General features: G+C 68.5%; 22 protein-coding genes and 1 tRNA gene. 8 read left to right on the top strand and 15 right to left on the bottom strand.

Annotated elements, in window-relative coordinates:
• Positions 1-33: 33 nt before the first annotated feature.
• From ACLBWJ_RS01260 to ACLBWJ_RS01245, 4 genes are all read right to left on the bottom strand, one after another.
• A complete protein-coding gene (locus ACLBWJ_RS01260) occupies positions 34-396 on the bottom strand; it encodes an RNA polymerase-binding protein RbpA (protein ID WP_112614794.1) in 363 nt (120 codons plus the stop codon).
• 110 nt (positions 397-506) lie between these two features.
• The gene (locus tag ACLBWJ_RS01255) at positions 507-1,277 is read right to left on the bottom strand and encodes a glycerophosphodiester phosphodiesterase family protein (protein WP_282500978.1); all 771 of its coding nucleotides are present in this window, start codon (positions 1,275-1,277) and stop codon (positions 507-509) included.
• Entirely contained in the window at positions 1,274-2,221 is a 948-nt protein-coding gene (locus tag ACLBWJ_RS01250; RefSeq protein WP_114589502.1) for an SPFH domain-containing protein, read from the bottom strand. Before ACLBWJ_RS01250 ends, ACLBWJ_RS01255 begins: the two co-directional genes overlap by 4 nt.
• Positions 2,214-2,705, bottom strand: a complete 492-nt coding sequence (locus ACLBWJ_RS01245) for an NfeD family protein (protein WP_269266204.1) — start codon at positions 2,703-2,705, stop codon at positions 2,214-2,216. Before ACLBWJ_RS01245 ends, ACLBWJ_RS01250 begins: the two co-directional genes overlap by 8 nt.
• Before the next feature lie 123 nt (positions 2,706-2,828).
• Here ACLBWJ_RS01245 and ACLBWJ_RS01240 point away from each other — a divergent pair, with 123 nt between their 5' ends.
• The gene (locus tag ACLBWJ_RS01240) at positions 2,829-3,593 is read left to right on the top strand and encodes an SDR family oxidoreductase (RefSeq protein ID WP_112614802.1); all 765 of its coding nucleotides are present in this window, start codon (positions 2,829-2,831) and stop codon (positions 3,591-3,593) included.
• Between the two features lie 2 nt (positions 3,594-3,595).
• Complete coding sequence (locus tag ACLBWJ_RS01235) at positions 3,596-5,578, top strand: S9 family peptidase (protein WP_447659599.1); 1,983 nt, start codon at positions 3,596-3,598, stop codon at positions 5,576-5,578.
• A 12-nt stretch (positions 5,579-5,590) separates the two neighbouring features.
• Here the strand turns inward: ACLBWJ_RS01235 and ACLBWJ_RS01230 are convergent, their stop codons facing one another.
• Positions 5,591-6,142, bottom strand: coding sequence for an HdeD family acid-resistance protein (locus tag ACLBWJ_RS01230; RefSeq protein ID WP_274177899.1), 552 nt, complete (start codon positions 6,140-6,142; stop codon positions 5,591-5,593).
• Between the two features lie 108 nt (positions 6,143-6,250).
• On the bottom strand, positions 6,251-7,168 hold the full coding sequence (locus ACLBWJ_RS01225) for an AEC family transporter (protein WP_274177900.1): 918 nt from the start codon (positions 7,166-7,168) through the stop codon (positions 6,251-6,253).
• Between the two features lie 87 nt (positions 7,169-7,255).
• Between ACLBWJ_RS01225 and ACLBWJ_RS01220 the strand changes: the two genes are divergently transcribed.
• The 3 genes from ACLBWJ_RS01220 to ACLBWJ_RS01210 all read left to right on the top strand — a co-directional run bounded on the left by ACLBWJ_RS01220 (position 7,256) and on the right by ACLBWJ_RS01210 (position 9,141).
• On the top strand, positions 7,256-8,107 hold the full coding sequence (locus ACLBWJ_RS01220; protein ID WP_282500982.1) for a phosphatase PAP2 family protein: 852 nt from the start codon (positions 7,256-7,258) through the stop codon (positions 8,105-8,107).
• Positions 8,108-8,279: 172 nt separating this feature from the next.
• Positions 8,280-8,585 (top strand): hypothetical protein, encoded by a 306-nt coding sequence (locus ACLBWJ_RS01215; RefSeq protein ID WP_274177902.1) that lies wholly within the window; start codon positions 8,280-8,282, stop codon positions 8,583-8,585.
• Positions 8,586-8,676: 91 nt separating this feature from the next.
• Positions 8,677-9,141, top strand: coding sequence for a hypothetical protein (locus ACLBWJ_RS01210; RefSeq protein ID WP_274177903.1), 465 nt, complete (start codon positions 8,677-8,679; stop codon positions 9,139-9,141).
• Positions 9,142-9,154: 13 nt separating this feature from the next.
• Here the strand turns inward: ACLBWJ_RS01210 and ACLBWJ_RS01205 are convergent, their stop codons facing one another.
• The gene (locus ACLBWJ_RS01205; protein ID WP_447659598.1) at positions 9,155-11,056 is read right to left on the bottom strand and encodes an alpha-amylase family protein; all 1,902 of its coding nucleotides are present in this window, start codon (positions 11,054-11,056) and stop codon (positions 9,155-9,157) included.
• Positions 11,057-11,202: 146 nt separating this feature from the next.
• On the opposite strand from ACLBWJ_RS01205, the gene ACLBWJ_RS01200 reads away from it, so the two are divergent.
• Positions 11,203-12,531 (top strand): MFS transporter, encoded by a 1,329-nt coding sequence (locus ACLBWJ_RS01200; RefSeq protein WP_274177905.1) that lies wholly within the window; start codon positions 11,203-11,205, stop codon positions 12,529-12,531.
• 29 nt (positions 12,532-12,560) lie between these two features.
• Here ACLBWJ_RS01200 and ACLBWJ_RS01195 read toward each other — a convergent pair whose 3' ends face one another.
• From ACLBWJ_RS01195 to polA, 6 genes are all read right to left on the bottom strand, one after another.
• Entirely contained in the window at positions 12,561-12,821 is a 261-nt protein-coding gene (locus ACLBWJ_RS01195) for a DUF6458 family protein (RefSeq protein WP_274177906.1), read from the bottom strand.
• Positions 12,822-12,909: 88 nt separating this feature from the next.
• Positions 12,910-13,680, bottom strand: coding sequence for an SGNH/GDSL hydrolase family protein (locus ACLBWJ_RS01190; RefSeq protein WP_447659597.1), 771 nt, complete (start codon positions 13,678-13,680; stop codon positions 12,910-12,912).
• Positions 13,670-15,022, bottom strand: a complete 1,353-nt coding sequence (locus ACLBWJ_RS01185; protein ID WP_274177908.1) for an MFS transporter — start codon at positions 15,020-15,022, stop codon at positions 13,670-13,672. Before ACLBWJ_RS01185 ends, ACLBWJ_RS01190 begins: the two co-directional genes overlap by 11 nt.
• A gap of 43 nt (positions 15,023-15,065) precedes the next feature.
• On the bottom strand, positions 15,066-16,106 hold the full coding sequence (locus tag ACLBWJ_RS01180; protein WP_354450589.1) for an LLM class flavin-dependent oxidoreductase: 1,041 nt from the start codon (positions 16,104-16,106) through the stop codon (positions 15,066-15,068).
• A 71-nt stretch (positions 16,107-16,177) separates the two neighbouring features.
• Positions 16,178-17,854, bottom strand: coding sequence for a DUF885 domain-containing protein (locus ACLBWJ_RS01175; protein WP_447659596.1), 1,677 nt, complete (start codon positions 17,852-17,854; stop codon positions 16,178-16,180).
• Positions 17,855-17,890: 36 nt separating this feature from the next.
• Entirely contained in the window at positions 17,891-20,530 is a 2,640-nt protein-coding gene (gene polA, locus ACLBWJ_RS01170) for a DNA polymerase I (RefSeq protein ID WP_447659595.1), read from the bottom strand.
• 58 nt (positions 20,531-20,588) lie between these two features.
• On the opposite strand from polA, the gene ACLBWJ_RS01165 reads away from it, so the two are divergent.
• On the top strand, positions 20,589-21,020 hold the full coding sequence (locus ACLBWJ_RS01165; RefSeq protein WP_282500991.1) for a hotdog fold thioesterase: 432 nt from the start codon (positions 20,589-20,591) through the stop codon (positions 21,018-21,020).
• A gap of 62 nt (positions 21,021-21,082) precedes the next feature.
• Here the strand turns inward: ACLBWJ_RS01165 and ACLBWJ_RS01160 are convergent, their stop codons facing one another.
• The gene (locus ACLBWJ_RS01160) at positions 21,083-21,700 is read right to left on the bottom strand and encodes an ANTAR domain-containing response regulator (RefSeq protein ID WP_112614836.1); all 618 of its coding nucleotides are present in this window, start codon (positions 21,698-21,700) and stop codon (positions 21,083-21,085) included.
• 81 nt (positions 21,701-21,781) lie between these two features.
• Here ACLBWJ_RS01160 and ACLBWJ_RS01155 point away from each other — a divergent pair.
• Positions 21,782-21,862, top strand: a tRNA-Leu gene (locus tag ACLBWJ_RS01155).
• A 58-nt stretch (positions 21,863-21,920) separates the two neighbouring features.
• Here the strand turns inward: ACLBWJ_RS01155 and pyk are convergent.
• Positions 21,921-23,369 (bottom strand): pyruvate kinase, encoded by a 1,449-nt coding sequence (pyk, locus tag ACLBWJ_RS01150; protein WP_112614838.1) that lies wholly within the window; start codon positions 23,367-23,369, stop codon positions 21,921-21,923.
• Positions 23,370-23,394 lie beyond the last annotated feature (25 nt).

The following is a 23,394-nucleotide window of genomic DNA, read 5'->3' as shown; positions in this document are numbered from 1 at the left end:
AAGGACCGACGGCATTCGCGCGGAGCTGGAGGCTCAGGCGCTCAAGCGGGAGCCGCGGCGCTCGCGGAGCATGGCCAGACGCTCCTCGAGCAGTTCCTCGAGCTCGGGGATCGTGCGGCGTTCGAGCAGCATGTCCCAGTGGGTTCGGGCGGCCTTGTCGCCCGAGTGATCGACCTCGACGACGCCCTCGCCTACGCGCAGGAGAGCCTCGGCGCCGCACGCGCGGCACTCCCAGGTCTCGGGCGCCTCCGCGTCGGCGGCGAACGTCATGACGGTCTCGTGCGCACAGCGCGAACACACGTACGTGTGGTTGACCCGGTCGTGGAAGACGACGCCCTCTTCGCTCTGTAGGCTCGAGGCGCCGAGTCGGATGCCGCGCAAGCTGCGGTCTGCCATTGTGTGGTCCTCTCGTCGGCTATCAGTTGTAACGTGCGCGGCTGTGTGCATCATCCGAAGAAGGGATGGTCTTCGGGGTTTCACAGCCGATGTTCAGCGTGTCGGGGTATTCAGCGCTCTTCCGCCACGATGGTCATCGCGCGGTCGGCTCGGTCCGTGACGATACCGTCGACGCCGGCCGCGAGCAGGCGTCTCATGCCGTCCGCGTCGTTGACCGTCCAGACGTGCATCTCGACACCCGCACGGTGGACCGCGCGGATCATTCGGGGGGAGACGATGCGGATGGGCCCCCGACGCTCGGGAACCTGCACCGCGTCGATGCCGCGCAACGCACGACCTATCAACCATGGCACACATGACGCGACGGCTGCGACGAGAGCCGCGATCCGGATCGTGCCTGCCGACGTCGCGGGGCGTCCCCCGGCTGCGTGGGCGGCGCGGAGTGCGCGTTCGCGTGTGCGGTCGGAGAAGCTGGTGAGCAGCACCCGATCCGCATGCGGCGCCACCAGGCGCCCGACCGTCTCTGCAGCCGATTCGGCTTTGACGTCGAGGTTGAAGAACAGCGTGGGAAACGCGTCGAGGGCTTGTGCGAGCGTCACCAGCCCGCCGCGGTCGGCCATGAGATTCTCGAGCTCGCGGTCTGCGACATCCGCGATTGGGCGCGGATCTCCGGCGACCCGCGAGAGGTCGGAGTCGTGGAACAGGATCACCGTCCCGTCCGCGCTCAGATGGCAGTCCGACTCGACGTACCGCACGCCGAGCGCATGTGCCGCAGCAAAGGCCGCGAAGGTGTTCTCGACGATGCCCTCAGAATCCGCCGGCACGAAACCGCGGTGCGCGAGAACCCGAGGACGCTCCGAGCCGAAGTACGGGTGCGTCACGGCGCGGGAGGCGCAGGACGGTCCGCCGGTGCCGCCGGGCGGTCGTCCCGACGACCCGCGAATCCGGCGCTCATGCTCTTGAGAGCCTCCGTGAACTCGCTCGGGATGATCCAGAGCTTGCTCGACGCGCTGTCGCTGATCTTCGGAAGGGTCTGCAGGTACTGATAGGCCAGCAGCTTGTCGTCGGGGTTCCCGTCGTGGATGGCCTGGAACACCGACTGGATCGCAGCCGACTCGCCCTCGGCCCGCAGAATCTGTGCCTGCTTGTCGCCCTCGGCCTTCAGGATCTCCGCTTGACGGCGGCCCTCCGCCTCCAGGATCTGCGATTGCTTCGACCCCTCGGCGGTGAGGATGGCGGCACGACGATCGCGCTCGGCGCGCATCTGCTTCTCCATCGAGTCCTGGATCGAGGTGGGCGGGTCGATCGCCTTGAGCTCGACGCGCGAGACGCGGATGCCCCACTTGCCGGTCGCCTCGTCGAGCACGATGCGCAGCTGACCGTTGATGTTGTCGCGGCTCGTCAGCGCTTCTTCCAGATTGAGGCCGCCGACGACGTTTCGAAGCGTCGTGGTCGTGAGCTGCTCCACGGCACCCAGATAGTTGTTGATCTCGTAGGTGGCGGCCCGCGCGTCGGTCACCTGGAAGTAGACCACGGTGTCGATCGAGACGACGAGGTTGTCTTCGGTGATCACGGGTTGCGGCGGAAACGACACCACCTGCTCGCGCATGTCGACGAGCGGCAGCACCCGGTCGATGAACGGCACGAGCAGGTTGAGCCCGGGGGAGAGGGTGCGCTGGTATCGGCCCAGCCGTTCCACGACTCCCGCATAGGCCTGCGGGATGATGCGGATGGCTCGGAAGAGCACGACGATCACGAAGATCGCCAGAACCACGAGAAGCACGATCACGAAGATCTGACCGACGAAAGCGCCGACATCAACCATGGGTGTTCTCCTTCGGGTCGGGGGATTGGGAGGGGGAACCGACCTCCACGGTGGCGCCCCGCACGGCGCGGACGACGAGACGGGAACCGACGGGGGCCTCGCCCGGCTCGCCCACGAGACGAGCGGTCCACGTCTCACCGTTGTCGAGCTTGACCGAACCGGCGCCGTCGACGAACGGGACGAGGACGCGCGCGCCGAGGCCTGCGAGAGCGTCGACATTGGTCGGGATGTGCTGACTGCTGCGGTGGAGAGCGCGCAGGAGGAGCGGTCGGATCGTGAAAAGGAGCAGGGCCGAGACGGCAGCGGCCGCCGCGACCTGCAGCCACCACGGGGCGCCGAGAAGATTCGTTCCCAGTCCGCCGACGAGCGTGCCGCCCGCGAGCATGAGGAAGGTGAACTCGAGGGTGAGCAGTTCGACGATCACGAAGATCAGGGCCAGCACGAGCCACGCTATCCACAGGTATTGCGTGAGATCGGGCAACATCGGCGCTCCTTCGTCCCTCATCCGAACCTATCAGTCGGGGGTTCGATCCGGGCCGGTTGATAGGCTCGTGCGGTGCCGGCGGTCCGCCGTGCCGAGAGCCTTTCTTCCCCGCAGGAGCGCCACATGACTCAGCCCCTTCCCGCCGGAACCCTCACGGGTCGCACGGCACTGGTGACCGGATCGTCGCGCGGAATCGGCGCGGACACCGCGCGCTACCTGGCACAGGCGGGCGCGAACGTCGTCATCAACTTCCGCAACAAGGCTCCCCGCGCCGAGAAGCTGGCCGCGGAGCTGCGAGAGCTCGGCGTCGAGGTCCTCGTGGTCGGCGCTGATCTGACCGACCGCGCCTCCGTCGACGAGATGTTCGCCGCCGTCCGCGAGACCTTCGGCCGCCTCGACATCCTCGTGCTCAATGCATCAGGCGGCATGGAGGGCGGCATGGCCGAGGACTACGCCCTCACCTTGAACCGTGACGCGCAGCTCGGCACCCTCGATGCGGCGCTGCCGCTGCTCGAAGACGGGTCGCGTGTCGTGTTCGTGACGAGCCACCAGGCGCACTTCATCCGCACGACGCCGACGATGCCCGAGTACGAGGCGGTCGCCCTGTCGAAGCGGGCGGGCGAGGACGCTCTCCGCGAGCGCGTGGGCGAGCTGACCGAACGGGGCATCGGATTCGTCGTCGTGTCGGGAGACATGATCGAGGGCACCATCACCGCGACGCTGCTGGAGCGGGCGAACCCGGGCGCCATCGAGACGCGCCGCGAGTCGGCCGGAAAGCTCTACAACGTCTCGGAGTTCGCCGCCGAGATCGCCCTCGCCGCCGTCGAACCGATTCCCGCTGACAACACGCGCCTCGTCGGAGACATCTCGTCCTTCGGCGGCGAGTGACCATGCGCCCCACCGACATCGAGGCGCTGATCGCTGTCGGGCGTCCGACGGTCGCTGCCGACGGTTCCTTCGCCGTGTTCGCGACATCTCGCCCCGACATCGCCGCCGATCGGAACGTGGGGCAGCTCTGGCGCGTCGACCTGCCGTCGGGCCAGCCGCACCGACTCACGCGCGGTGTCGCGGACGCCTCTCCGAGGCTCTCGCCCGACAGCCGACACGTCGCCTTCCTCCGCGGAGACGCTGACGGCAAGCCGCAGATCCACGTGATCGCGGCATCCGGCTCGGAAGCGATTCAGGTGACGGACGCACCCCTCGGTGTCGGGTCCTTCGCCTGGTCGCCCACGGGCGAGCTCCTCGCCTTCACCGCACGCATACCTGAACGCGGGCGTTACGGCACCGTCGACGGGCTGTCTCCCGACGCGGAATCCGCTCGGCGGATCACCGGCATCCGCTGGCATGCGAACGGTCTCGGGTACATCGCGGACCGCCCCGCTCAGGTCTTCGTCGTCGCCGCACCAGACCTCCATTCCGAGCCGACGTACACTCCCGCCCCGGCACCGGATTCCGGCTCCTCGGACGCCCCGCGGAAGGTTCCGGAGCACGCACGTCAGCTCACCTCCGGTGCGCTCTCGCACGACGGGGTCGTGTTCACCGCCGACGGCTCGGAGATCCTTACGACGACGGACGGGATCGAGCACGAGCGTCGGGACCTTCGCTCCCCGGTGATCGCGATCGATATCGACGGAACAGGGGAGCGGGTCGTCGTTCCCGCGACCCTGTCGATCGTCGACGTCACCGTCGCCTCCGACGGCACCATCGCGTTCCTGGCCTCCGACCCGGGCCCGGACGGCACCGACTTCGTCGCGCCCGGCGTCGCGCTCTGGGTGCTCGAGGGTGGCGAGCCCCGTCGGCTCACCGATCCCGAGACGATCGACCTCGGCGAACTGGGCTCGCACATCACGCCGATCGGCGATGACTTCCTGGTGCAGAACCGTACGCGCGGCGAAGTGCACCTGCTGCGGGTCTCGCGCGACGGCGCGGCCACGCGCCTCCGTCGCGGCATGGAGGTCGTCGGCCACGCCGCCGATGCCGCAGGCGAGCGCATCGTCTGCGCCGTAGCCACCAATCGGTCGGCCGGCGAGCTTCTCCTCCTCGACGGCGAAGGCATCGAGGCGCGGTTGCTGACGTCATTCGGAGATGCCGCCAGCCGCGCCGGATTCGTCCTCCCGCGCGAGCTCGAGGTGAACGCACCCGACGGCTACCCCGTACACGGTTGGGTCGCGACACCCGAGGGCGAGGGACCCTTCCCCGTCCTGCTGCAGATTCATGGCGGTCCGTACGCGTCCTACGGCGTGCACCTCTTCGACGAGACGCAGGTCCTGGTCGGGGCGGGCTACGCCGTCGTCTATTGCAATCCCCGGGGCAGCGCTGGATACGGGCGCGCCCACGGCCGCAGCATCCGGGGCCGTATGGGAACCGACGATCTGAGTGACGTCCTCGCCTTCCTCGACGGAGCCGTGGCGTCGGATGCGCGACTCGACGGCGGCCGCGTCGGAATCCTGGGCGGGTCGTACGGCGGCTACCTGACGGCGTGGACGATCGCGCACGACCACCGGTTCGCGGCCGCTGTCGTCGAGCGCGGCTTCTTCGATCCCGAGACGTTCCAGGGAACGAGTGACATCGGCTCGTTCTTCGGTGACGAGTACGTCGGCACCGAGGCGGCCGCGATCCGAGCGCAGAGCCCGATGGCCGTCGTGAAGGACGTCACCACGCCGACCCTGGTGATCCATTCGGAGCTCGATTTCCGGTGCCCCCTGGAACAGGCCACCCGCTACTACACGGCATTGCGCCGCCAGGGCACGGAGGCGGAGCTCCTCGTGTTCCCCGGCGAGGACCACGAGCTCACCCGTTCGGGGCGGCCCCGTCACCGCGTGGAACGGTTCGAGGCCCTCCTGGAGTGGTGGGGACGCCGCCTCCCGGCGTGACGACCGTCCCGGTCAGGGCCGGAACGAGAGCCCCCGGATGATGTTGACGATGCCGAGGGCCACGGCCGAGATGCCGAGCAGCCACCAGAGCACCAACACGCCCCACAGCGGTGTGAACAGCAGCATGACGCCGGCGATGATCGAGAGGATCGCGAACGCGATCGTCCACCCTCGCGACGACGACTCGCTCACGACCGACAGCGAGACGGCGCCCTCGACGATCCACATGATGCCCACCAGCACGCCGAGGAACACAGCGAACGACACGGTGAAGGCGGCGAGGTTGGCGAATGCCACGATGCCGACGATCACGAAGAAGAGGCCGAGCGCGACGTGCCCGACCCGCGCCCAGCCGCGCTTGGTCCGCGAGAGGATCCCGAGGGCGGCGTAGACGATGCCCGCGATGATCGCGTAGGCGGCGATGATGCCGGTGAGGACCTGCGCCGTGCGGCCGGGCCAGATGAGGATGAGCAGGCCGAGGATCAGCATCAGGATGCCGCTGACGATGAACGACGTCCGCAGCGATCTGACGAATCTTCCGGCGATGTCCTCTGCAGTTGCCATGACGGAACCTCCTTCGCGGGAGCCGAGCACCCCCGACACGGCACACGCTAGTGCACCGGGCGGGCGGGCGTCAGAGCCCCGGATGCGCCCCGGACGGTGCCGGGCCGATCAGCCGAGGATGAGAGTGGCACCCAGCAGGACGGGGACGCACCCGAGGGTGGTCAAGAAGACCGTGTCTCGCGAGATGGTCTCGCCGATGTCGTAGCGCTGCGCAAAGTTGAAGACGTTCTGCGCGGTCGGAAGCGCCGCGAGCACGGTGACGGCCAGGATGTCCGCGGGGGAGAGGTCGAAGACGAGAGCGGCCACCGCCCACGCCACGAGCGGCATGGCGATCAGTTTCAGACCTGCCGCCAGCAGGATGTCTCGCCGACGGCCGGATGCCGAGAGCACGCGCTGGCCGTGCAGCGACATCCCATAGGCGATGAGGAGAACCGGCACGCACGCGTCGGCGATGAGCTGGAGCGGGTCGAGCACGAGAGCGGGCAGTTCCAAGCCCGAGACCGAGACGATCACGCCCGCGACCGAGGCGATGACGATCGGGTTGCCGATGGTCCGTTTGAGGATCGGGAGCGGCCGCCGCTGTCCGGTCGTGACAGCCTCGAGGATCGCCATCGTGATCGGGGTGAACACGATGAGCTGCATCAGGATGACCGGCGCCGGCAGTGCGGCTGAACCCAGGAGGTAGAGCGAGAGCGGGATCCCGATGTTGTTGGAGTTCACCTGCCCGGCCGACAGCATCCCGATGAGGGTCTCACCGACCGAACGACGCCACACGAGTCGAGCGATCAGCGCGTAGACGACGAACATCGACACCGCGGCAATGGCGGAGACCGGCAACAGAGCTGAGAACAGCGTCGAGACGTCGGCCTGCGAGAGCACGACGAACATCAGGAAGGGCGACAGGACGAAGAAGATCAGTCGCGCGAGCACCGGGCGGCCGTGCGGCCCGAGCAGATCGATCCGGCCGATGACGTATCCGACGATGATCGCGACCCCGACGACGACGAATCCGGTCACGACCTGCACCCTCCGAGCCTAGGGGAGTGGGCGCGTTGACCCGGCTCACAGCCGCCACTTCGTACGGTGGAACGACGGCGAGAGCGAGGTGATCGGATGAGGCGCAACGTGCGTTACCTGCAGCTGGCGGGCGTTCAGCTGGCGGCGATAGCGGTGACGATCCTGGTGTGCGTGTTCACGGCGTCCGGCCAGTACGCGGATCAGGCCGCCATGGTCGCCACGACAGCGTCCGGAAATCCCGTCCTTCGCGCGGCTCAGCACGTCAGCGCGAACTACATCATCGTGGTCGCCGCCGTGACGATGCTCGTCGGCATCACCGCCGCCCTCGTGCGGCGGCGCTTCGCCGAGGCTGCGGCGGCATCCGTGATCTTCGTCGGGTCGAGTGTCGTGACACAGGTGCTGAAGCACGAGGTCATCGCACGCCCGGATCTGGCGAGCGGCTGGGGCGCATATGGCAACTCACTGCCGTCCGGCCATGCCACCATCGCGATCGCCGCGGCGTGCGCCGCATTGTTCGCGGCACCGAACCGGATGAAGTTCGTCCTCGCACCGGTTCTGGTCACCTGGGCCGCCGTCGCCGGCATGGGTGTGATCGCCGCCGGATGGCATCGACCGAGCGATGTCGTCACGGCGAGCCTCGTCGTGGGGTTCTGGTACACGATTGCCGCGCTGATCGTCACGGCGGCGCGTCACCGTCATGGGCAGGCCGCGGCCGTCCTGACCCGTCCGCAGCGCCGGCTGCGCGGTCTCGCACCCGTCCTGGTCATGGGCGGCGCGATCACGGCCGTCGCGCTGAGTGCGTTCTACGCGTCTGGTTCCGGACGCACGCTCGTCACGGCTGTCTTGACGGTGGTCACGATCATTGCGACGGTTCTCGGTGCACTTGCCGTCAGTGGCGGGATGCCGTCGGCCCGTTCCCGCAGGGCCTCAGTGGCTTCTGCCCTTTGATCCGATAATGCACATTATGTCAGTTCAGGTGTGAGCTCGTCGGTGCGCATCTTCCCCATCGGCTCGAGATCGAGCACCCGCGAACCGCCGCTTCCGTCTCGAGTGCCGCACCATCGTCCCGATACGGTTGTGAAATGAAGACACCGACGCGTCTCGACGAAGCGATGCAGGCATGACCCACGATGCCGCGATACCGGGACGACGCGTCACGCTGGATCTCCGCCGACCCGTGCTCCACCTGATTCCCGGCGTGCGCCCGACCATCGTGATCGACGGCCGCGGACAGCCCGCGCAATGGGGCGTCGGCACCTGGCTCGTGCCCGCCGACGAGGCCGTGGAGATCACCGTCTTCCTCTTCAATCGCTTGTGGCGGTTCGGCGAGGCTCGAGTCGTGCTGCATCCCGCGGACACCGGCCTCTCCTACCGCTCTCCCCTGATTCCCCTCGGCCCGGGTCGCATTCTCACCACCTCCGGATGAACCTCGTCGCGCCGACCTGCATTCGTACCGTCCAGCTGGTACAGTAATCGGTCATCCTCGCTCGAATGGAGCGCGACGAAGGGAGACGGCCATGCACATCGCTGGCTTGGATGCCGACATCATCGACGCACTGACGCAGGTCGCGACGCCCGATCACCGGCCCGATGCACTCACGATCGGCGTGTCACTCCCCGCGTCGTCCGACGCGCTCCCGGCGTGCATCGCAGAGCTCGACGCGCTGCTCGAGCACGAGTTGAGCCGCGTGTCGCCCCGCGTCCTCGTCGCGGTGGTGCACGCTGCCGGGCGGTTGAGCGAGGGCCGCGTCTTCGCGAGCGAGCTCATCGATCGTGCGAGCGTCCACTCGAGCAACTCGTTGGGTCGCGATCTCACGGCCATCGGCGTCGTGCTGGACGACGAGCAGGACCGCCCCATCGCGGCGCGCCGTGTCGCGGAGCATCTCAGCGGCCGCAGCAACCTCGGAGACGGCACCGTCGTCACCGCGCACGATCTGCGCCGCAGCACGCTGCGCGACCTCATCCTCGAGGACGTCCTGTGATGGTTTGACCCGTTCAGCGTCGGCGCACGCGCAACCAGACGAATCCGTGCGCGGGCAGCACCACGCCACGCCCGAGCTCGATCGGCACCCCCCTCACGAGATCCATCGCAGAATCCTCGAGCCCGCTCGTGGTCTCAGGGCGGATGGCCGCCGTCGCATCGCCGACATTGGCGAGGACGAGGACCGCTCCCCCGCCGCCATCCGCCGCCGGACGCATGAACCCCACGACCGCGTCGTGAGGCGTGTGGAACGGGACGAGCTCGTTGCCGGCGAACTCCGGCGTCGCTGCGCGCACCTCGATCAGACCCCGGAGCCTCGTGAACACCCGGCCGGCGACGGTCGACTTATCGAGGCGCTGCGCGTATCGCGCGGTCGATCGCAGGGGCCGGTGCGCCCACCGGCTGTCTCCCCGACGTTCGGGGTCGTCCTGGAACGTGTCGTCGTTGAGCTGGGCGACCTCGTCACCGAGATAGAGCAGCGGGATGCCGCCCGTCGACATCGCCAGCGCATGCGCGAGCACGACCCGGTCTTCGCCCCCGGCATCGCCCGCGGCAATCCCGGCCAGCGAGGCCGTGGTGCCCGCGATCCGGGCGTCACCGGTGCGCGGATTCTCCTGGAACGGGTAGCCGCGCGAGAACGAGCCGTCGAAGCGACCGATGTAGAAGTCGTTGAGGAACCGGCGGTGCGGACCGCCGTCGATGCCGAAGCGCGCGGCATCCTCGTCGGCGAACGTCCAGCCGATGTCGTCGTGACTGCGGACGTAGTTGACCCACGCCGTCCCGGGCGGCAACGCGTGACGCTCGTCCAGCGCGAGCTGAAGCATGCGCGCGTCACGGGTCGCCAGCGCCTCCCAGGTCAGGGCCATCTGCAGCGGGTTGTAGGAGAGCTGGCACTCATCGGGCGAGATGTAGTCCTGCACTTCGTCGGGATGCACGATCGCCTCGGACTTGAACAGCACCGCCGGCGCCGCGATGCGCAGCACGGCGTTGAACGCCTGGAGCAGCAGGTGCGCCTCGGGCAGCGACTCGCAGGCCGTTCCGAGGCGTTTCCAGATGAAGGCGACGGCATCCATCCGCAGGATCTCGACACCCTGGTTCGCGAGGAACAGCATCTCCCCCGCCATGGCTGTGAACACGTCGGGGTTGGCGTAGTTGAGATCCCACTGGAACCGGTAGAAGGTGGCCCAGATCCACCGGCCATCGGGAAGCGGCACGAACGAGCCCGGGTGGTCGTCCGGGAAGATCTCGCGCGTCGTCCGCTCGTACGCATCCGGGAGCTCGCGGTCGGGGAAGATCAGGTAGAAGTCCTCGTACACCGGGTCGCCGGCGAGGGCGCGCTTCGCCCACTCATGCTCGTTCGAGGTGTGGTTGAAGATGAAGTCGAGGACCAGCGAGATGCCCGCCTCACGCAACTCGCTCGCGAGCGCACGCAGATCGGCCATCGTCCCGAGGGCCGGATCGACCGTGCGGTAGTCCGACACCGCGTAGCCACCGTCGTTGTCGCCGTCGGGCCTGTCGAAGAGGGGCATCAGGTGCAGGTAGGTCAGTCCGAGCTCGCGGAAGTACGGAATCATCCGGCGGACGCCGTCGAGGTCACCCGCGAAGCGATCGACGTAGCAGACGCCGCCCAGCATCCTCTCGGACTCGAACCACGCGGGGTCCGCGGCGCGCAGGCGGTCGAGCTGCTTGAGCTCGGCGGTGCGCTCTCCCCGGGCATCCAGCGCCACGTCGACGAGGTGCAGGAGCGACTCGAGCCCGTCGGGACGCTCGCCGTAGAGAGCTCGGAACAGACGGTGCAACCGCGGGAACTCGCCGCGAAGGCGCGCGATCGTCTCGCCGTCGACCGGCCGTTCGCGACGCGCGACGTGCTCGACGACGATCGTCGCATCGGTCTCGAGCGCGGTCAGCGCGGTCATCGCGGGGCCACCGGAGCACTCATGCTCCGCATCATCTCAGAGGACGGAGACGGCGGACACCAAGGCGCGCGCAGCTGGCGTCCGACAGCGGAGTAGCGTAGAGGGGTGACCTCTCCGACGCTCTGCCCGCTCGGACGGGTCACCCGATGAGCGTCGCGGCTCGGACGAGCGGCCCGGGGCTCCGGGCATGGCTCGTCTGGGGAACCGGCGTCGCCGCGTACGTCCTGTCCATCACGAATCGGACGTCGCTCGCGGCCGTGGGCGTGGACGCAGCCGAACGCTTCCAGGCGGACGCCGCGACGCTGTCGATGTTCGCTGTCGTCCAGCTCGCGGTGTACGGCGGGATGCAGATACCCATCGGCGTCCTGCTCGACCGTTACGGCTCCCGGCCCATCATGACGATCGGCATGATCCTCATGGCGGTGGGCCAGCTGACGATGGCCCTCTCCCCCAGCGTCGGCGTCGCCATCGTCGCGCGCATGCTCCTCGGAGCCGGCGACGCCGCCATCTTCCCGGCGGTCCTCCGACTCGTCGCGACCTGGTTCCCGGCGCAGCGCGGGCCGCTCATGGTTCAGATGACCGGCATACTCGGTCAGGCCGGCCAGCTCGTCGCCGTCATCCCCCTCTCAGCACTCCTGCACGCCACCAGCTGGTCGGTCGCCTTCGGCAGCGTGGCCGGCCTCGGCGTCCTCTTCGCGGTCCTCGTCTTCCTGCTGGTGCGCAACCACCCGCCGGAGGTCGATCGTGACGTCAGCGTCAACACCGACACGGGCGCCATCCGGGTGGTCACCTCGAGCGTCGACACCGGCGTCGGCATCCGTGCCGCGTGGGCGCACCCCGGCACCCGGCTGGCGTTCTGGTCTCACTTCACGACGCCGTTCGCCGGCACGGCGTTCATCCTGCTGTGGGGCATCCCGTTCCTCACGGCAGGAGAGGGCCGGACTCAGGCCGAAGCGACCCTCATCACGACGCTCTACGTCTTCGCGGGGATGGCGCTCGGACCCATCATGGGTGAGCTTTCCCGCCGCATCCCCAACCTCCGCTCACGCGCCCTCGTCCTGCCGGCGGTCGCCGTGCAGCTCATCGCATGGACAGCGGTGATCCTCTGGCCGGGCACCGCGCCGGGGTGGCTCCTCGTGGCTCTCGCCGTCGCCCTCGCGACCGGGGGTCCTGCGTCGATGATCGCGTTCGATCACGCCCGGACGCACAACCCCTCGCATCGCCTCAGCACGGCGACGGGACTGACGAACGCCGGCGGCTTCCTCGCCGCCCTGATCGCCGTGTTCAGCATCGGCTTGGCGCTCGACCTGCAGGGTGCGGGAACGCCGGCGACGTACTCGCTCGAAGCCTTCCGCATCGCCTTCCTCACCCAGGTGCCGCTATGGCTCATCGGCGGTGCGTTCATCGCGATCGAACGCAAGCGCACCCGCATCCACATCGGGATGGACATGCCGAAACGGCCGCGACGGGCGTGAGCCCACCGCGGCCGTTCACAGCAGCTGCGTCAGAGGATGGGGTCGCCCGAGGTGCTCGTGCTGTTGCGGGTGACTCGCTGGCCGCTGGCGGGGTCGACGGCGGTACGGCTGACCGTCTCGGTCTGACGGCGGCGCACCATCACGACCAGGCCGATGAGGAAGATGAGGGCTCCCGCACCCATCAGGATGTAGCCGATGAGGTCGAGGTTCACCCACTCGACCTCGACGTTCACGGCGAACGCGAGGATCGCGCCGATGACGAACAATGCGATTCCGGCACCAATGCTCATGTCAGTTCCCTTCGGGTGTGCGGACCCGCTGATACTGACGCGCGCGCGTGGTTCCACGCACCGGCTTGACACGCGTTCTCGCGGCGTGTCAGGCGCGCGGCGCGACCTCGATCCACGAGCCGAACTTGGGCTGCCGGTTATCACCCGATGAACGCCCCGTGAGTCGGCGACGCACCCAGGGAGCGAGGTGCTCTCGGAAGTACTCGCCTCGGGCGAGCACCGGCGGCTGGTCGTCGACGGGAAGCGACCACCAGTCCCCCGGCGCCTCGAGGCCGAGGGAACCGAGCACCCGAGCGGCGACCCGATGGTGACCGCGGGCGTTCATGTGGAGTCGGTCGGCCGACCAGTAGGACGGATGGGTCAATGCGCTGTCGTACCAGTTCAAGGCGCGGACGACGTCGTCGCGACCTGAGATGCGCTCGACGACGGCGTCCGAGAGCGCGTCGCCCCGCCGGTTGATCAGGCCGCCCAGCGGCAGCTGCGCGGACGGGTTCGCACCCGACAGCAGGATGAGGCGGACGCCTTCCTCATCGCACCGCCGCAGCACCTGCACGAAAGCGTCGACGATGTGCGCGATCGACGTGCGCGGGCGCAGCATGTCGTTGCCACCGCCATTGAACGACAGGTGGGTCGGGCGCAGGGCGAGGGCGGCTTCGAGCTGTTCGTCGACGATCGGGCGGACGAGTTTGCCGCGGATTGCGAGGTTGGCGTACTGCACGGGTCGTCCCGTCGCATCGGCCCAGCCGGCGGCGACGAGGTCGGCCCAGCCGCGCACGGCGCCGTCGGGCAGCTCGTCCCCCACGCCCTCGGTGAACGAATCGCCGATCGCGACGTAACGAACCTCTGTCTCAGCGGTCATCGAGCGACTCTCCTCTGCGGTCGACGAGTCCCCACGCACCGGCGGCGGCGAGGACGAAGAACACGGCGAACACGACGAACAGCACCGGAGCGCCGCCCCACAACAGGAGCGGCGGCACCGACAGGGGCGCGAGGATCGATGCGATGCGGCCGACACCGGCCGCCCAGCCGGCCCCGGTGCCGCGCAGCGACGTCGGGTACATCTCCGGCGTCACCGCGTACAACGCACCCCAGGCGCCCAGGTTGAAGAACGACAGCGCCATGCCCGCGGCGATGATGACCGTCTCGGTGCCGGCCGTCCCGAACACCACGGCGGATGCCGCCGAGCCGATGAGGAAGACCGACAGGGTCAGGCGTCGGCCCCAGACCTCGATCAGCCAGGCCGACACGGCATAGCCCGGCAGCTGAGCGAGAGTGATGATCAGGGTGAACCCGAACGATCGGACGAGGTCGTAGCCCTGCGTGTACAGGATCGTCGGGATCCAGATGAAGGCGCCGTAGTACGAGAAGTTGACGCAGAACCAGACCAGCCACAGGCTCGCGGTGCGGCCGCGGAACTCGGGCGACCAGAGCGCGCGGAGCCGGCCGGTCGACGACACGGCGGCCGGCGCCGCGATCGCTTCCGCTCCGACGGCAGCGCCGACGTCGCGCGACGTGGTCGCACTGTTCGTCTCGAAGCTCCGGACGACCGCCTCGGCCTCGGCGTGCCGGCCGCGGCGTTCGAGCCATCGGGCCGACTCGGGCAGCCCCCAGCGCACGATCAGCGCGTACACCGCGGGGATCGCGCCGACGACGAATGCCCAGCGCCAGCCCTCGTCGACCTGTGGGATCACGAAGTAGCCGATCAGAGCGGCTGCGGTCCACCCGACGGCCCAGAAGGCCTCGAGGATGACGATGACCCTGCCGCGAATGCGGGCGGGCGCGAACTCGCTCACATACGTGCTCGCGACCGGCAGCTCGGCGCCGAGGCCGAGTCCCACGACGAAGCGCAGGACGAGCAGCATCGCGAGTCCGCCGACCAGAGCGCTCGCGCCGGTTGCGACTCCGTAGACGAGGAGTGTGACCGCGAACACCGAGCGACGTCCGAACCGGTCTGCCAGCAGCCCGCCGAGGCTCGCACCGATCGCCATGCCGGCGAAGCCGGCCGACGCGATCCACGACGCCTGCGAGGTGTCGAGCGACCACTGCGCGATGAGCGCCGTGATGATGAAAGAGATCAGCCCGACATCCATCGCGTCGAGGGCCCATCCCAGCCCGGACCCGGTGAGGATTCTCAGGTGCCGACGCCCGAAGGGCAGATCGTCGAGGCGGCGCGCCACCGAGGGCGTCGCGGTATCGGTCATTCGACCATGCTATTGACCCGCGACGCCCTCGGACGCCACTCACTCAGTCGTCGGCGAGCATGTCCCGCACGAGAGGCGCGACCTTCGTGCCGTAGAGCTCGATCGAGCGCATCATGCTCTCGTGGGCGAGCGTCCCGTGCGAGAACTTCAGATCGAACCGGTCGAGCTCCAGGGTGCGGATCGTCTGCGCGAGCTTGCGCGCGACGGTCTCGGGCGACCCCGCGTACACGGCACCGTCCGGTCCGAGATCGTGCTGGAACTGCAGGCGCGAGTAGGGCGGCCACCCGCGCTCCGCGCCGATCGCGTCGCGGTTGACCTTCATCGCCGGGAAGAGCTCCTCCCACGCTTGTTCGTCGGTGTCGGCAACATGGCCGGGCGAGTGGACCCCGACCGGCAACCGGTCGGCACCCATCGCATCGCGGGTGCGGTGGAAGAGATCGACATACGGGCGGAACCGTGCCGCGCCGCCGCCGATGATCGCCAGCATCAGGCCATAGCCATTGTGGGCCGTTCGCAGCACCGACTCGGGAGAGCCGCCGACGCCCACCCACGCGCGGAGGCCGTTCTCGGTCTTCGGGAAGACATCCGCGTCCGTCAGCGCCGGTCGGGTCCGGCCCTGCCAGGTGACCGGCTGCTCGGACCGCAGCCGGCCGAACAGGTCGAGGCGCTCCTCGAAGAGGATCTCGTAATCGGCGAGATCGAACCCGAACAGCGGGAACGACTCGGTGAACGAGCCGCGTCCGAGGATGATCTCGGCCCGGCCGTTCGAGACGGCGTCGAGGGTTGCGAAGCGCTCGTAGACGCGCACGGGGTCATCGCTGGAGAGGACGGTGACCGCGGTGCCCAGGCGGATGTCCTTCGTGCGGGCCGCGGCAGCGGCCAGCACGATCTCGGGGCTCGACACGGCGAACTCGCGACGGTGGTGCTCCCCGACGCCGAAGAAGCTCAGTCCGACCTCATCGGCGAGCACCGCCTGGTCGACGACGTTGCGGATCGTCTGCGCGTCGGACAGCAGCTCGCCGTCGGCGCCGCGGGTGACGTCGCCGAACGTGTCGAGGGCGAACTGGACGGATGTCGCGGTCATGGGGCCACCTTTCATTCATCCGCATACAACGGCGGGACGGGAAGAGTATTCCCGTCCCGCCGTCGTCGTGTTCAGCCCTGCGCGAGCGCCATGCGGAGCGTGTCGAGTCCGACACCGCCCAGGCGCAGCGCCTTCATGTGAAAGGCCTTCACGTCGAATTGCTCGCCCGCGCGCGCGGCGTAGTCATCGCGGATCTCCTCCCAGATCCGCTGACCCACCTTGTACGACGGCGCCTGGCCCGGCCAGCCGAGGTAGCGGTTGACCTCGAAGCGGATGAACTCCTCGGGCATGTTGACGTTGCGCTTCATGAACTCGAGCGCGTACTCCGCGTCCCACACGCCCTCTCCGTCGGGGCGCTCCTTCCCCAGATGCACGCCGATGTCGAGCACGACGCGAGCGGCACGCATGCGCTGTCCGTCGAGCATGCCCAGCCGGTCCGCCGGGTCATCGAGGTAGCCCAGCTGCTCCATGAGGCGCTCCGCGTACAGTGCCCAGCCCTCGGCGTGTCCGCTCGACCCGGCGAGCAGCCGCCGCCAGGAGTTCAGCTCGAACCGGTTGTACACCGCCTGGGCGATCTGCAGGTGATGGCCCGGAACGCCCTCGTGATAAACCGTCGTCAGCTCACGCCAGGTGTCGAACGAGTCGACCCCCTCCGGCACCGACCACCACATGCGACCGGGGCGCGAGAAGTCGTCGGTCGGACCGGTGTAATAGATCCCGCCCTCGTTGGTGGGGGCGATCATGCACTCGAGCGTGCGAATGGGCTCGGGGATGTCGAAGTGGGTGCGACCCAGCTCGTCGACGGCGCGGTCGCTCGTCTCCTGCATCCACTTCTGCAGGGCCTCGGTGCCGTGGAGCTTCCGGGACTCGTCCTTCTCGAGGTGCGCCACCGCCTCTTCCACCGTGGCGCCGGGGAGGATCTCGTTCGCGATCGATTCCTGCTCCGCGACCATCCGGGCCAGTTCCTGGAGGCCCCACTCGTAGGTCTCGTCGAGGTCGATCGTGGCGCCGAGGAAACGGCGGGAGTGCAGCGCGTACAGCTCGCGCCCGACCGCGTCGGTCTCGCCCGCCTCGGGGAGGAGCTCACCCGTGAAGAAGGAGGCGAGAGCGTCGTACGCGACGCGGGCAGCGTTCGCGTTGTCCGCCAGCTCACGAGCCAACGATGCGGGGAGGCTGCCCTCGGTCGGCGCGGCATCTGCCGCGAACGTCGCGAAGAAACCCGTGTCCGCCGTGTAGCGACCGATCTGCGTGGCGACCTCGGAGACCTGACGGCGCGCCGGGAGGACGCCGCGGGCGATGCCCTCGCGGAGCGTCTCGATGTACCCGTCGATCGCGGCCGGAACCGCACCGAGACGGTCGGCGATGACGCTCCAGTCGTCGACTGTAGCCGTGGGCATGAGGTCGAAGGTGTTGCGGATCTCCTGCGCGGGCGACGCGATCACGTTCACGTCGCGCAGGTGAGCGCCCGCCTCGGCCAACTCGATGTTCAGCCGCAGGTCACCGGCGAGGTCCGCCTTCGTGACGACATCGACGTCGTCCGTGGGCTCGGCCGCCTCGAGGGCGGCGAGGGTGCTGCGTGCGGCCTCGAGTGCGCGAGCCGTGCCCGCAGGCGAGTAGTCGTCGAGTCGTGCGTTGTGCTCGAAACGGCCGATGTACGTCGCGAGCCCGGGTGAGAGCTCGGCCAGGGTGTCGACCCACGCATCGGCGATCCGGTCGATCGGCGTGGGGGTGCGCTGTGCTTCGGTCATCCTCCGAGCCTACTGCGGCGCCCCCGCGCGACGAGGTCAGTGACCGGCGACGTCCCATTCGCCGCCGCGCCCGATCTGAACGTCGAGGGGCACCGTGAGCTCAGCAGCGTCGCCCATGCGATCGCGCACGATGCGCTCGGCGGCATCCCACTCACCCGCAGCGACCTCGACCACGAGCTCGTCGTGGATCTGCAGCAGCACACGAGAGCGGAGGCCCTCGGCGCGGAACTCGCGGTCGATGCGGAAGAGCGCGATCTTCATGATGTCGGCTGCGCTGCCCTGGATGGGTGCGTTCAGGGCGGCGCGCTCGGCATTCTCGCGGAGCACTCGGTTCGGACTCGCGAGGTCGGGGAACGGACGGCGCCGGCCGAAGATGGTCTCCGTGTAGCCGTCGATGCGGGCCTGCTCGACGCTCGAGCGCAGGTAGTCGCGCACCGCCCCGAAACGGGCGAAGTACTCGAGCATGAGCTGCTTGGCCTCCGACTGCTCGATGCGCAGCTGCTTCGACAGGCCGAACGCCGACAGGCCGTAGACGAGTCCGTACGACATGGCCTTGACCTTCGTGCGCATCGCCGGCGTGACATCGGCCGGATCGACGCCGAACACGCGCGCGCCGACGAAGCGGTGCAGGTCTTCGCCCGAGACGAACGCCTCGATGAGCCCGGGGTCTTCGGAGAGGTGCGCCATGATGCGCATCTCGATCTGCGAGTAGTCGGCGGTCAACAGGGTCTCGTACCCCTCGCCCACCTCGAAGGCGGCCCGGATGCGGCGGCTCTCCTCATTGCGGATGGGGATGTTCTGGAGGTTCGGGTCGGTGCTCGAGAGCCGGCCGGTCTGGCTTCCCGTCTGCACGTAGGTGGTGTGGATGCGGTCGTCGGCAGCGATCGCGGTATCGAGCGACTCGATGATCTGACGCAGCTTGGTGGCTTCACGGTGCTGGAGCAGCAGCTCGAGGAACGGGTGCGGGTTCGACTCCTGCAGATCGGCGAGCACCGCCGCGTCCGTGGAGTACCCCGTCTTCGTCTTGCGGGTCTTCGGCAGCTGGAGCTGCTCGAACAGCACCTCCTGCAGCTGCTTGGGCGAACCGAGATTCACCTCGCGGTCGATCGTGGCGTACGCGCGCTGTGCGATGTCGTCCGCTCGTGCCGCGAGTTCTGCCGAGAACGTCGAGAGCTTCTCGTGCGACACGGCAACACCCGCGAGTTCCATGTCAGCGAGGGTGTCGAGCGTCGGAAGCTCGATATCGGAGAGCACGGAGAGGACGGGCGCGGGCATCTCGGCGCGAACCGCCGCTGCCGTGCGCAGCGCGAACCAGGAGAGCTGTCCCGGCGTGGCACCCTCCGTCTCGGGAACGAGCTGAGTCGGATCGGCCTCCGGCAGCTTCTCGTCGAGGTAGCGGTGGACGAGGTCGGCGAGCGTCTTGTCGGGGAAGCTGGGGCGCAGGAGCCACCCGGCCAGGATCGGGTCGAAGACGAGCCCGCCCAAGCGGACACCGCCGCGCCGCAGCGCCTTGACCTGGAGCTTGGCGTCGGAGATCACCTTGGGCGCGTCGGACTCGAGCCACGGGCGCAGGGCCTCGGCGACGTCGTCGCCCCAGGTGCCCTCGACCGCTTCGGCGGCGTCGGCCAGACCGATGCGCTGCGGAAAACCTCCCGCGACCATGACGGTCACGCCGACCTCGCCGTCGCGGGCAGCCGCCCACGCGGCGAGGTCGGCGGCGGAGAGCTCCGCGGCCGTCGGGGCCGGAACGGCGGGCGCGGCGGTCTCGACGGCCATCGCGGGATCTGCCCCCGCTGCCTCGAAGACGCGCGGCAGCAGCGTCCGGAACTCGAGCCGGGCGAAGATGTCGCGCACCGCTTCGGCGTCGATCGGGCCCACCGCGAGGTCTGCGGGCGTGACCCCGAGCTCGACGTCGCGGAGCAGCCGGTTCAGCGAACGATTGCGCCGCACATCGTCAAGGTGCTCCCGGAGGTTCCCGCCGACCACTCCCCCGATCTTGTCGGCGTTCTCGAGCAGGGCGTCGAGCGACCCCCACTGCGTGAGCCACTTGACCGCGGTCTTCTCGCCGACTTTGGGCACTCCAGGCAGGTTGTCGCTCGTCTCGCCGACGAGGGCGGCGATGTCGGGATAGTTCTGCGGCGGCAGACCATACTTCTCGACGACGGTCTCGGGCGTGTATCGCTTGAGCTGAGAAACACCCTGGACGCTGGGGTAGAGCAACGTCACGTCGTCGGTCACGAGCTGGATCGTGTCGCGGTCGCCCGAGCAGACGAGGACCTCGAATCCGTCCGCTTCGCCCTGCGTCGCGAGCGTCGCCAGGATGTCGTCGGCCTCGTAGTCCTCTTTCGTCAGCACCGTCACGTTCATCGCGGCGAGGCACTCCTGCAGAAGCGGGATCTGGCCCTTGAACTCGGCCGGCGACTCGGAGCGATTGGCCTTGTACTCCGTGTACTCGCGCGTACGGAACGACTGTCGCGACGTATCGAAGGCGACCGCGAGATGGGTCGGCTTCTCGGCCTTGATCAGGTTCACGAACATCGACAGGAACCCGTAGATGCCGTTGGTGTGCTGGCCGTCCTTCGTCGTGAAGTTATCGACCGGCAACGCGAAGAACGCCCGGTAGGCCAGCGAGTGGCCGTCGACGACGAGAAGGGTAGGCTTTGCGGAGTCCGTCACCCGTCCAGCCTAACGACGACCGCGGACACCACGACCCGCTGCGACCGAGGGGTGAAGCATGCCCGAGAAGACCGACACCGACACCGGCCTGGCCTGGGCACAGGGCCGCGGCAAGGGAGCTCTCGCCGAGCGCATGGGCATCGAGTTCACGGAGTTCACCACCGAGCGCTGCGTCGCGACAATGCCCGTCGCGGGCAACACCCAGCCCGTGGGCCTGCTCCACGGCGGCGCGTACGTCGTGCTCGGCGAGTCTCTCGGCTCCATGGCGGCGAACATGCACGCCGGCCCGGGACGCCTCGCCGTCGGCGTCGACATCAACGCCACGCACACGCGATCCGCGACGAGCGGTGTCGTGACGGGCGTGTGCACTCCCCTGCATCTCGGACGCTCGATGACAGTGCACGAGATCGTCGTATCCGACGAGCAGGGGCGCCGGTGCTCCACCATCCGCATCACGAACCTCATCAAGGACGCCCCCGCGGCATCCTGACGCGACGACGAAGCCCCCTCCCGAACCGGGAGGGGGCTTTCTCGTCGCCGCGGCGCCGCGGACTACTTCTTGGGGGCGAGCTGCTCGATGATCGCCTTGGCCACGTCCTGCATCGTGAGGCGGCGGTCCATCGACGCCTTCTGGATCCAGCGGAACGCCTCGGGCTCGCTGAGACCCATCTTCTCGTTGAGCAGACCCTTCGCCCGGTCGACGAGCTTGCGGGTCTCGAAGCGCTCGACCATGTCGGCGACCTCGGCCTCGAGGGTGATGATCTGCTCGTAGCGGGCGAGCGCGATCTCGATGGCGGGGAGCAGATCGTTCGGGGTGAAGGGCTTGACGACGTAGGCGAGAGCACCGGCCTCGGTCGCCCGCTCGACGAGTTCCTTCTGGCTGAACGCCGTCAGCAGGACGACGGGCGCGATGTGCGCCTTGCCGAGCCGTTCGGCGGCCGAGATCCCGTCGAGGACGGGCATCTTGACGTCCATGATCACGAGATCGGGACGCAGCTCGGTCGCAAGCTGCACCGCGGTCTCGCCGTCGCCTGCCTCGCCGACGACGTCGTATCCGTTGTCGCGCAGGATCTCGACGATGTCGAGTCGAATGAGCGACTCGTCTTCGGCCACGACGACTCGGCGCGGTGCGGGAGCGGCCGACGTGGGGACCTCTTCTTGCTCTGTCACCTTTCGATCCTACGGTATGGGCGTTCCGGACACGGTTCCGTCGGGTGACACCGCGTGAGGCGGTATTGTCGATGTGCGTGCGCCGGTGTGGCGGAATGGCAGACGCGACCGACTCAAACTCGGTTGTCTTCGGACGTGTGGGTTCGACTCCCACCACCGGCACGACGAAAGGGCGGGCACCTCGTGGAGAGGTGCCCGCCCTTCGGCATTCACGTGGCGCTTACTGGATCGCCTGGTAGATCGGCGCGCGGCCGTTGACGGCGTCGCCGATCTTGTGGATGCGGATGTCGTTGGTCGATCCCTGGATTCCGGGAGGGGACCCGGAGATGACGACCACCTTGTCGCCGACCTCGGCGAGGCCGTTCGAAAGGAAGTAGTCGTCGACCTGGTGGAACATCAGGTCGGTGTGCGCGACCTCCTCCACGAGGCTCGAACGGATGCCCCACGTCAGGGCCATGCGACGACGGATCGCCGGGTCCGGGGTGAACGCGATCATGGGGATCTCGGGACGCAGACGCGACATGCGGCGCGCGGTGTCGCCGGACTCGGTGAACATGCAGAGGAACTTCGCCTCGATGAACTGCGCGACCTCCATGGCGGCGAGCGTGATCGCGCCGCCCTGCGTGCGCGGCTTCGCCGTCAGCGGTGCGATGCGCTCGAGACCGTGGGTCTCGGTCGAGTCGACGATGCGCGCCATGGTCTCGACGACGACGACGGGGTACTTGCCCACGCTGGTCTCGCCCGAGAGCATCACGGCGTCGGCGCCGTCGAGGACGGCGTTGGCGACGTCGCTGGTCTCGGCGCGCGTCGGCACCGGGTTCTCGATCATCGACTCCAGCATCTGGGTCGCGACGATCACGGGCTTGGCCATACGGCGGCACAGCGCCACGGCCTTCTTCTGCACGATCGGCACGGCCTCGAGCGGAAGCTCCACGCCGAGGTCACCGCGCGCGACCATGATGCCGTCGAAGGCGTCGATGATCTCCTCGAGGTTCTCGACCGCCTGCGGCTTCTCGATCTTCGCGATGACGGGGACCTTGCGGCCCTCCTCCGCCATGATCTCGTGCACACGCGTGACGTCGGCGGCATCCCGCACGAACGACAGTGCGATGATGTCGGCTCCCTGCTGCAGCCCCCAGCGCAGGTCGGCCTCGTCCTTGTCCGACAGCGCCGGAACGCTCACGGCGACACCGGGCAGGTTGATGCCCTTGTTGTTCGAGACGGGACCGGCGACGATGACCTTCGTCGTGACGACCGAGCCCTCGACCGACACGACCTCGACGCGGACCTTGCCGTCGTCGATGAGCAGGAAGTCGCCGGGCTTGACGTCGCCGGGCAGGCCCTTGAACGTCGTCGAGACGATCTCCTTGGTGCCGAGGATGTCGTCGGTCGTGATCTTGAAGACGTCGCCGACCGCGAGCTGGTGCGGCCCGTTCTCGAACTTGCCGAGACGGATCTTCGGCCCCTGCAGGTCGACCAGGATCGCGACGGGGCGACCCGCGTCGTCGGCGGCCTTCCGCACGTTGGCCCAGCGGGCCTCGTGCTCCGAATAGTCTCCGTGGCTGAGGTTGAATCGGGTCACGTCCACACCGGCGTCGATGATGGCTCGCACCATCTCGTAGCTGGCTGTGGCCGGTCCCAGGGTGGCGACGATCTTGGCGCGTCTCACTGATACTCCGGTGGTTTCGGGTCGG

It is taken from the genome of Microbacterium sp. M4A5_1d, assembly GCF_053345465.1.
The sequence above is the reverse complement of the archived record's forward strand: the minus strand, read 5'-3'. Positions and strand labels throughout refer to the sequence as shown.

What these genes read in the sequence shown, in the direction of transcription:
- ACLBWJ_RS01190 (WP_447659597.1), bottom strand. Translation starts at nt 13,680, where the DNA reads ATGACCGCTGAGACAGAGGTTCGTTACGTCGCGATCGGCGATTCGTTC.
- ACLBWJ_RS01205 (WP_447659598.1), bottom strand. Translation starts at nt 11,056, where the DNA reads ATGACCGCGCTGACCGCGCTCGAGACCGATGCGACGATCGTCGTCGAG.
- ACLBWJ_RS01240 (WP_112614802.1), top strand. Translation starts at nt 2,829, where the DNA reads ATGACTCAGCCCCTTCCCGCCGGAACCCTCACGGGTCGCACGGCACTG.
- ACLBWJ_RS01220 (WP_282500982.1), top strand. Translation starts at nt 7,256, where the DNA reads ATGAGGCGCAACGTGCGTTACCTGCAGCTGGCGGGCGTTCAGCTGGCG.
- ACLBWJ_RS01210 (WP_274177903.1), top strand. Translation starts at nt 8,677, where the DNA reads ATGCACATCGCTGGCTTGGATGCCGACATCATCGACGCACTGACGCAG.
- ACLBWJ_RS01235 (WP_447659599.1), top strand. Translation starts at nt 3,596, where the DNA reads ATGCGCCCCACCGACATCGAGGCGCTGATCGCTGTCGGGCGTCCGACG.
- ACLBWJ_RS01200 (WP_274177905.1), top strand. Translation starts at nt 11,203, where the DNA reads ATGAGCGTCGCGGCTCGGACGAGCGGCCCGGGGCTCCGGGCATGGCTC.
- ACLBWJ_RS01215 (WP_274177902.1), top strand. Translation starts at nt 8,280, where the DNA reads ATGACCCACGATGCCGCGATACCGGGACGACGCGTCACGCTGGATCTC.
- ACLBWJ_RS01175 (WP_447659596.1), bottom strand. Translation starts at nt 17,854, where the DNA reads ATGACCGAAGCACAGCGCACCCCCACGCCGATCGACCGGATCGCCGAT.
- ACLBWJ_RS01195 (WP_274177906.1), bottom strand. Translation starts at nt 12,821, where the DNA reads ATGAGCATTGGTGCCGGAATCGCATTGTTCGTCATCGGCGCGATCCTC.
- ACLBWJ_RS01260 (WP_112614794.1), bottom strand. Translation starts at nt 396, where the DNA reads ATGGCAGACCGCAGCTTGCGCGGCATCCGACTCGGCGCCTCGAGCCTA.
- ACLBWJ_RS01250 (WP_114589502.1), bottom strand. Translation starts at nt 2,221, where the DNA reads ATGGTTGATGTCGGCGCTTTCGTCGGTCAGATCTTCGTGATCGTGCTT.
- ACLBWJ_RS01185 (WP_274177908.1), bottom strand. Translation starts at nt 15,022, where the DNA reads ATGACCGATACCGCGACGCCCTCGGTGGCGCGCCGCCTCGACGATCTG.
- ACLBWJ_RS01180 (WP_354450589.1), bottom strand. Translation starts at nt 16,106, where the DNA reads ATGACCGCGACATCCGTCCAGTTCGCCCTCGACACGTTCGGCGACGTC.
- ACLBWJ_RS01230 (WP_274177899.1), bottom strand. Translation starts at nt 6,142, where the DNA reads ATGGCAACTGCAGAGGACATCGCCGGAAGATTCGTCAGATCGCTGCGG.
- ACLBWJ_RS01245 (WP_269266204.1), bottom strand. Translation starts at nt 2,705, where the DNA reads ATGTTGCCCGATCTCACGCAATACCTGTGGATAGCGTGGCTCGTGCTG.
- ACLBWJ_RS01165 (WP_282500991.1), top strand. Translation starts at nt 20,589, where the DNA reads ATGCCCGAGAAGACCGACACCGACACCGGCCTGGCCTGGGCACAGGGC.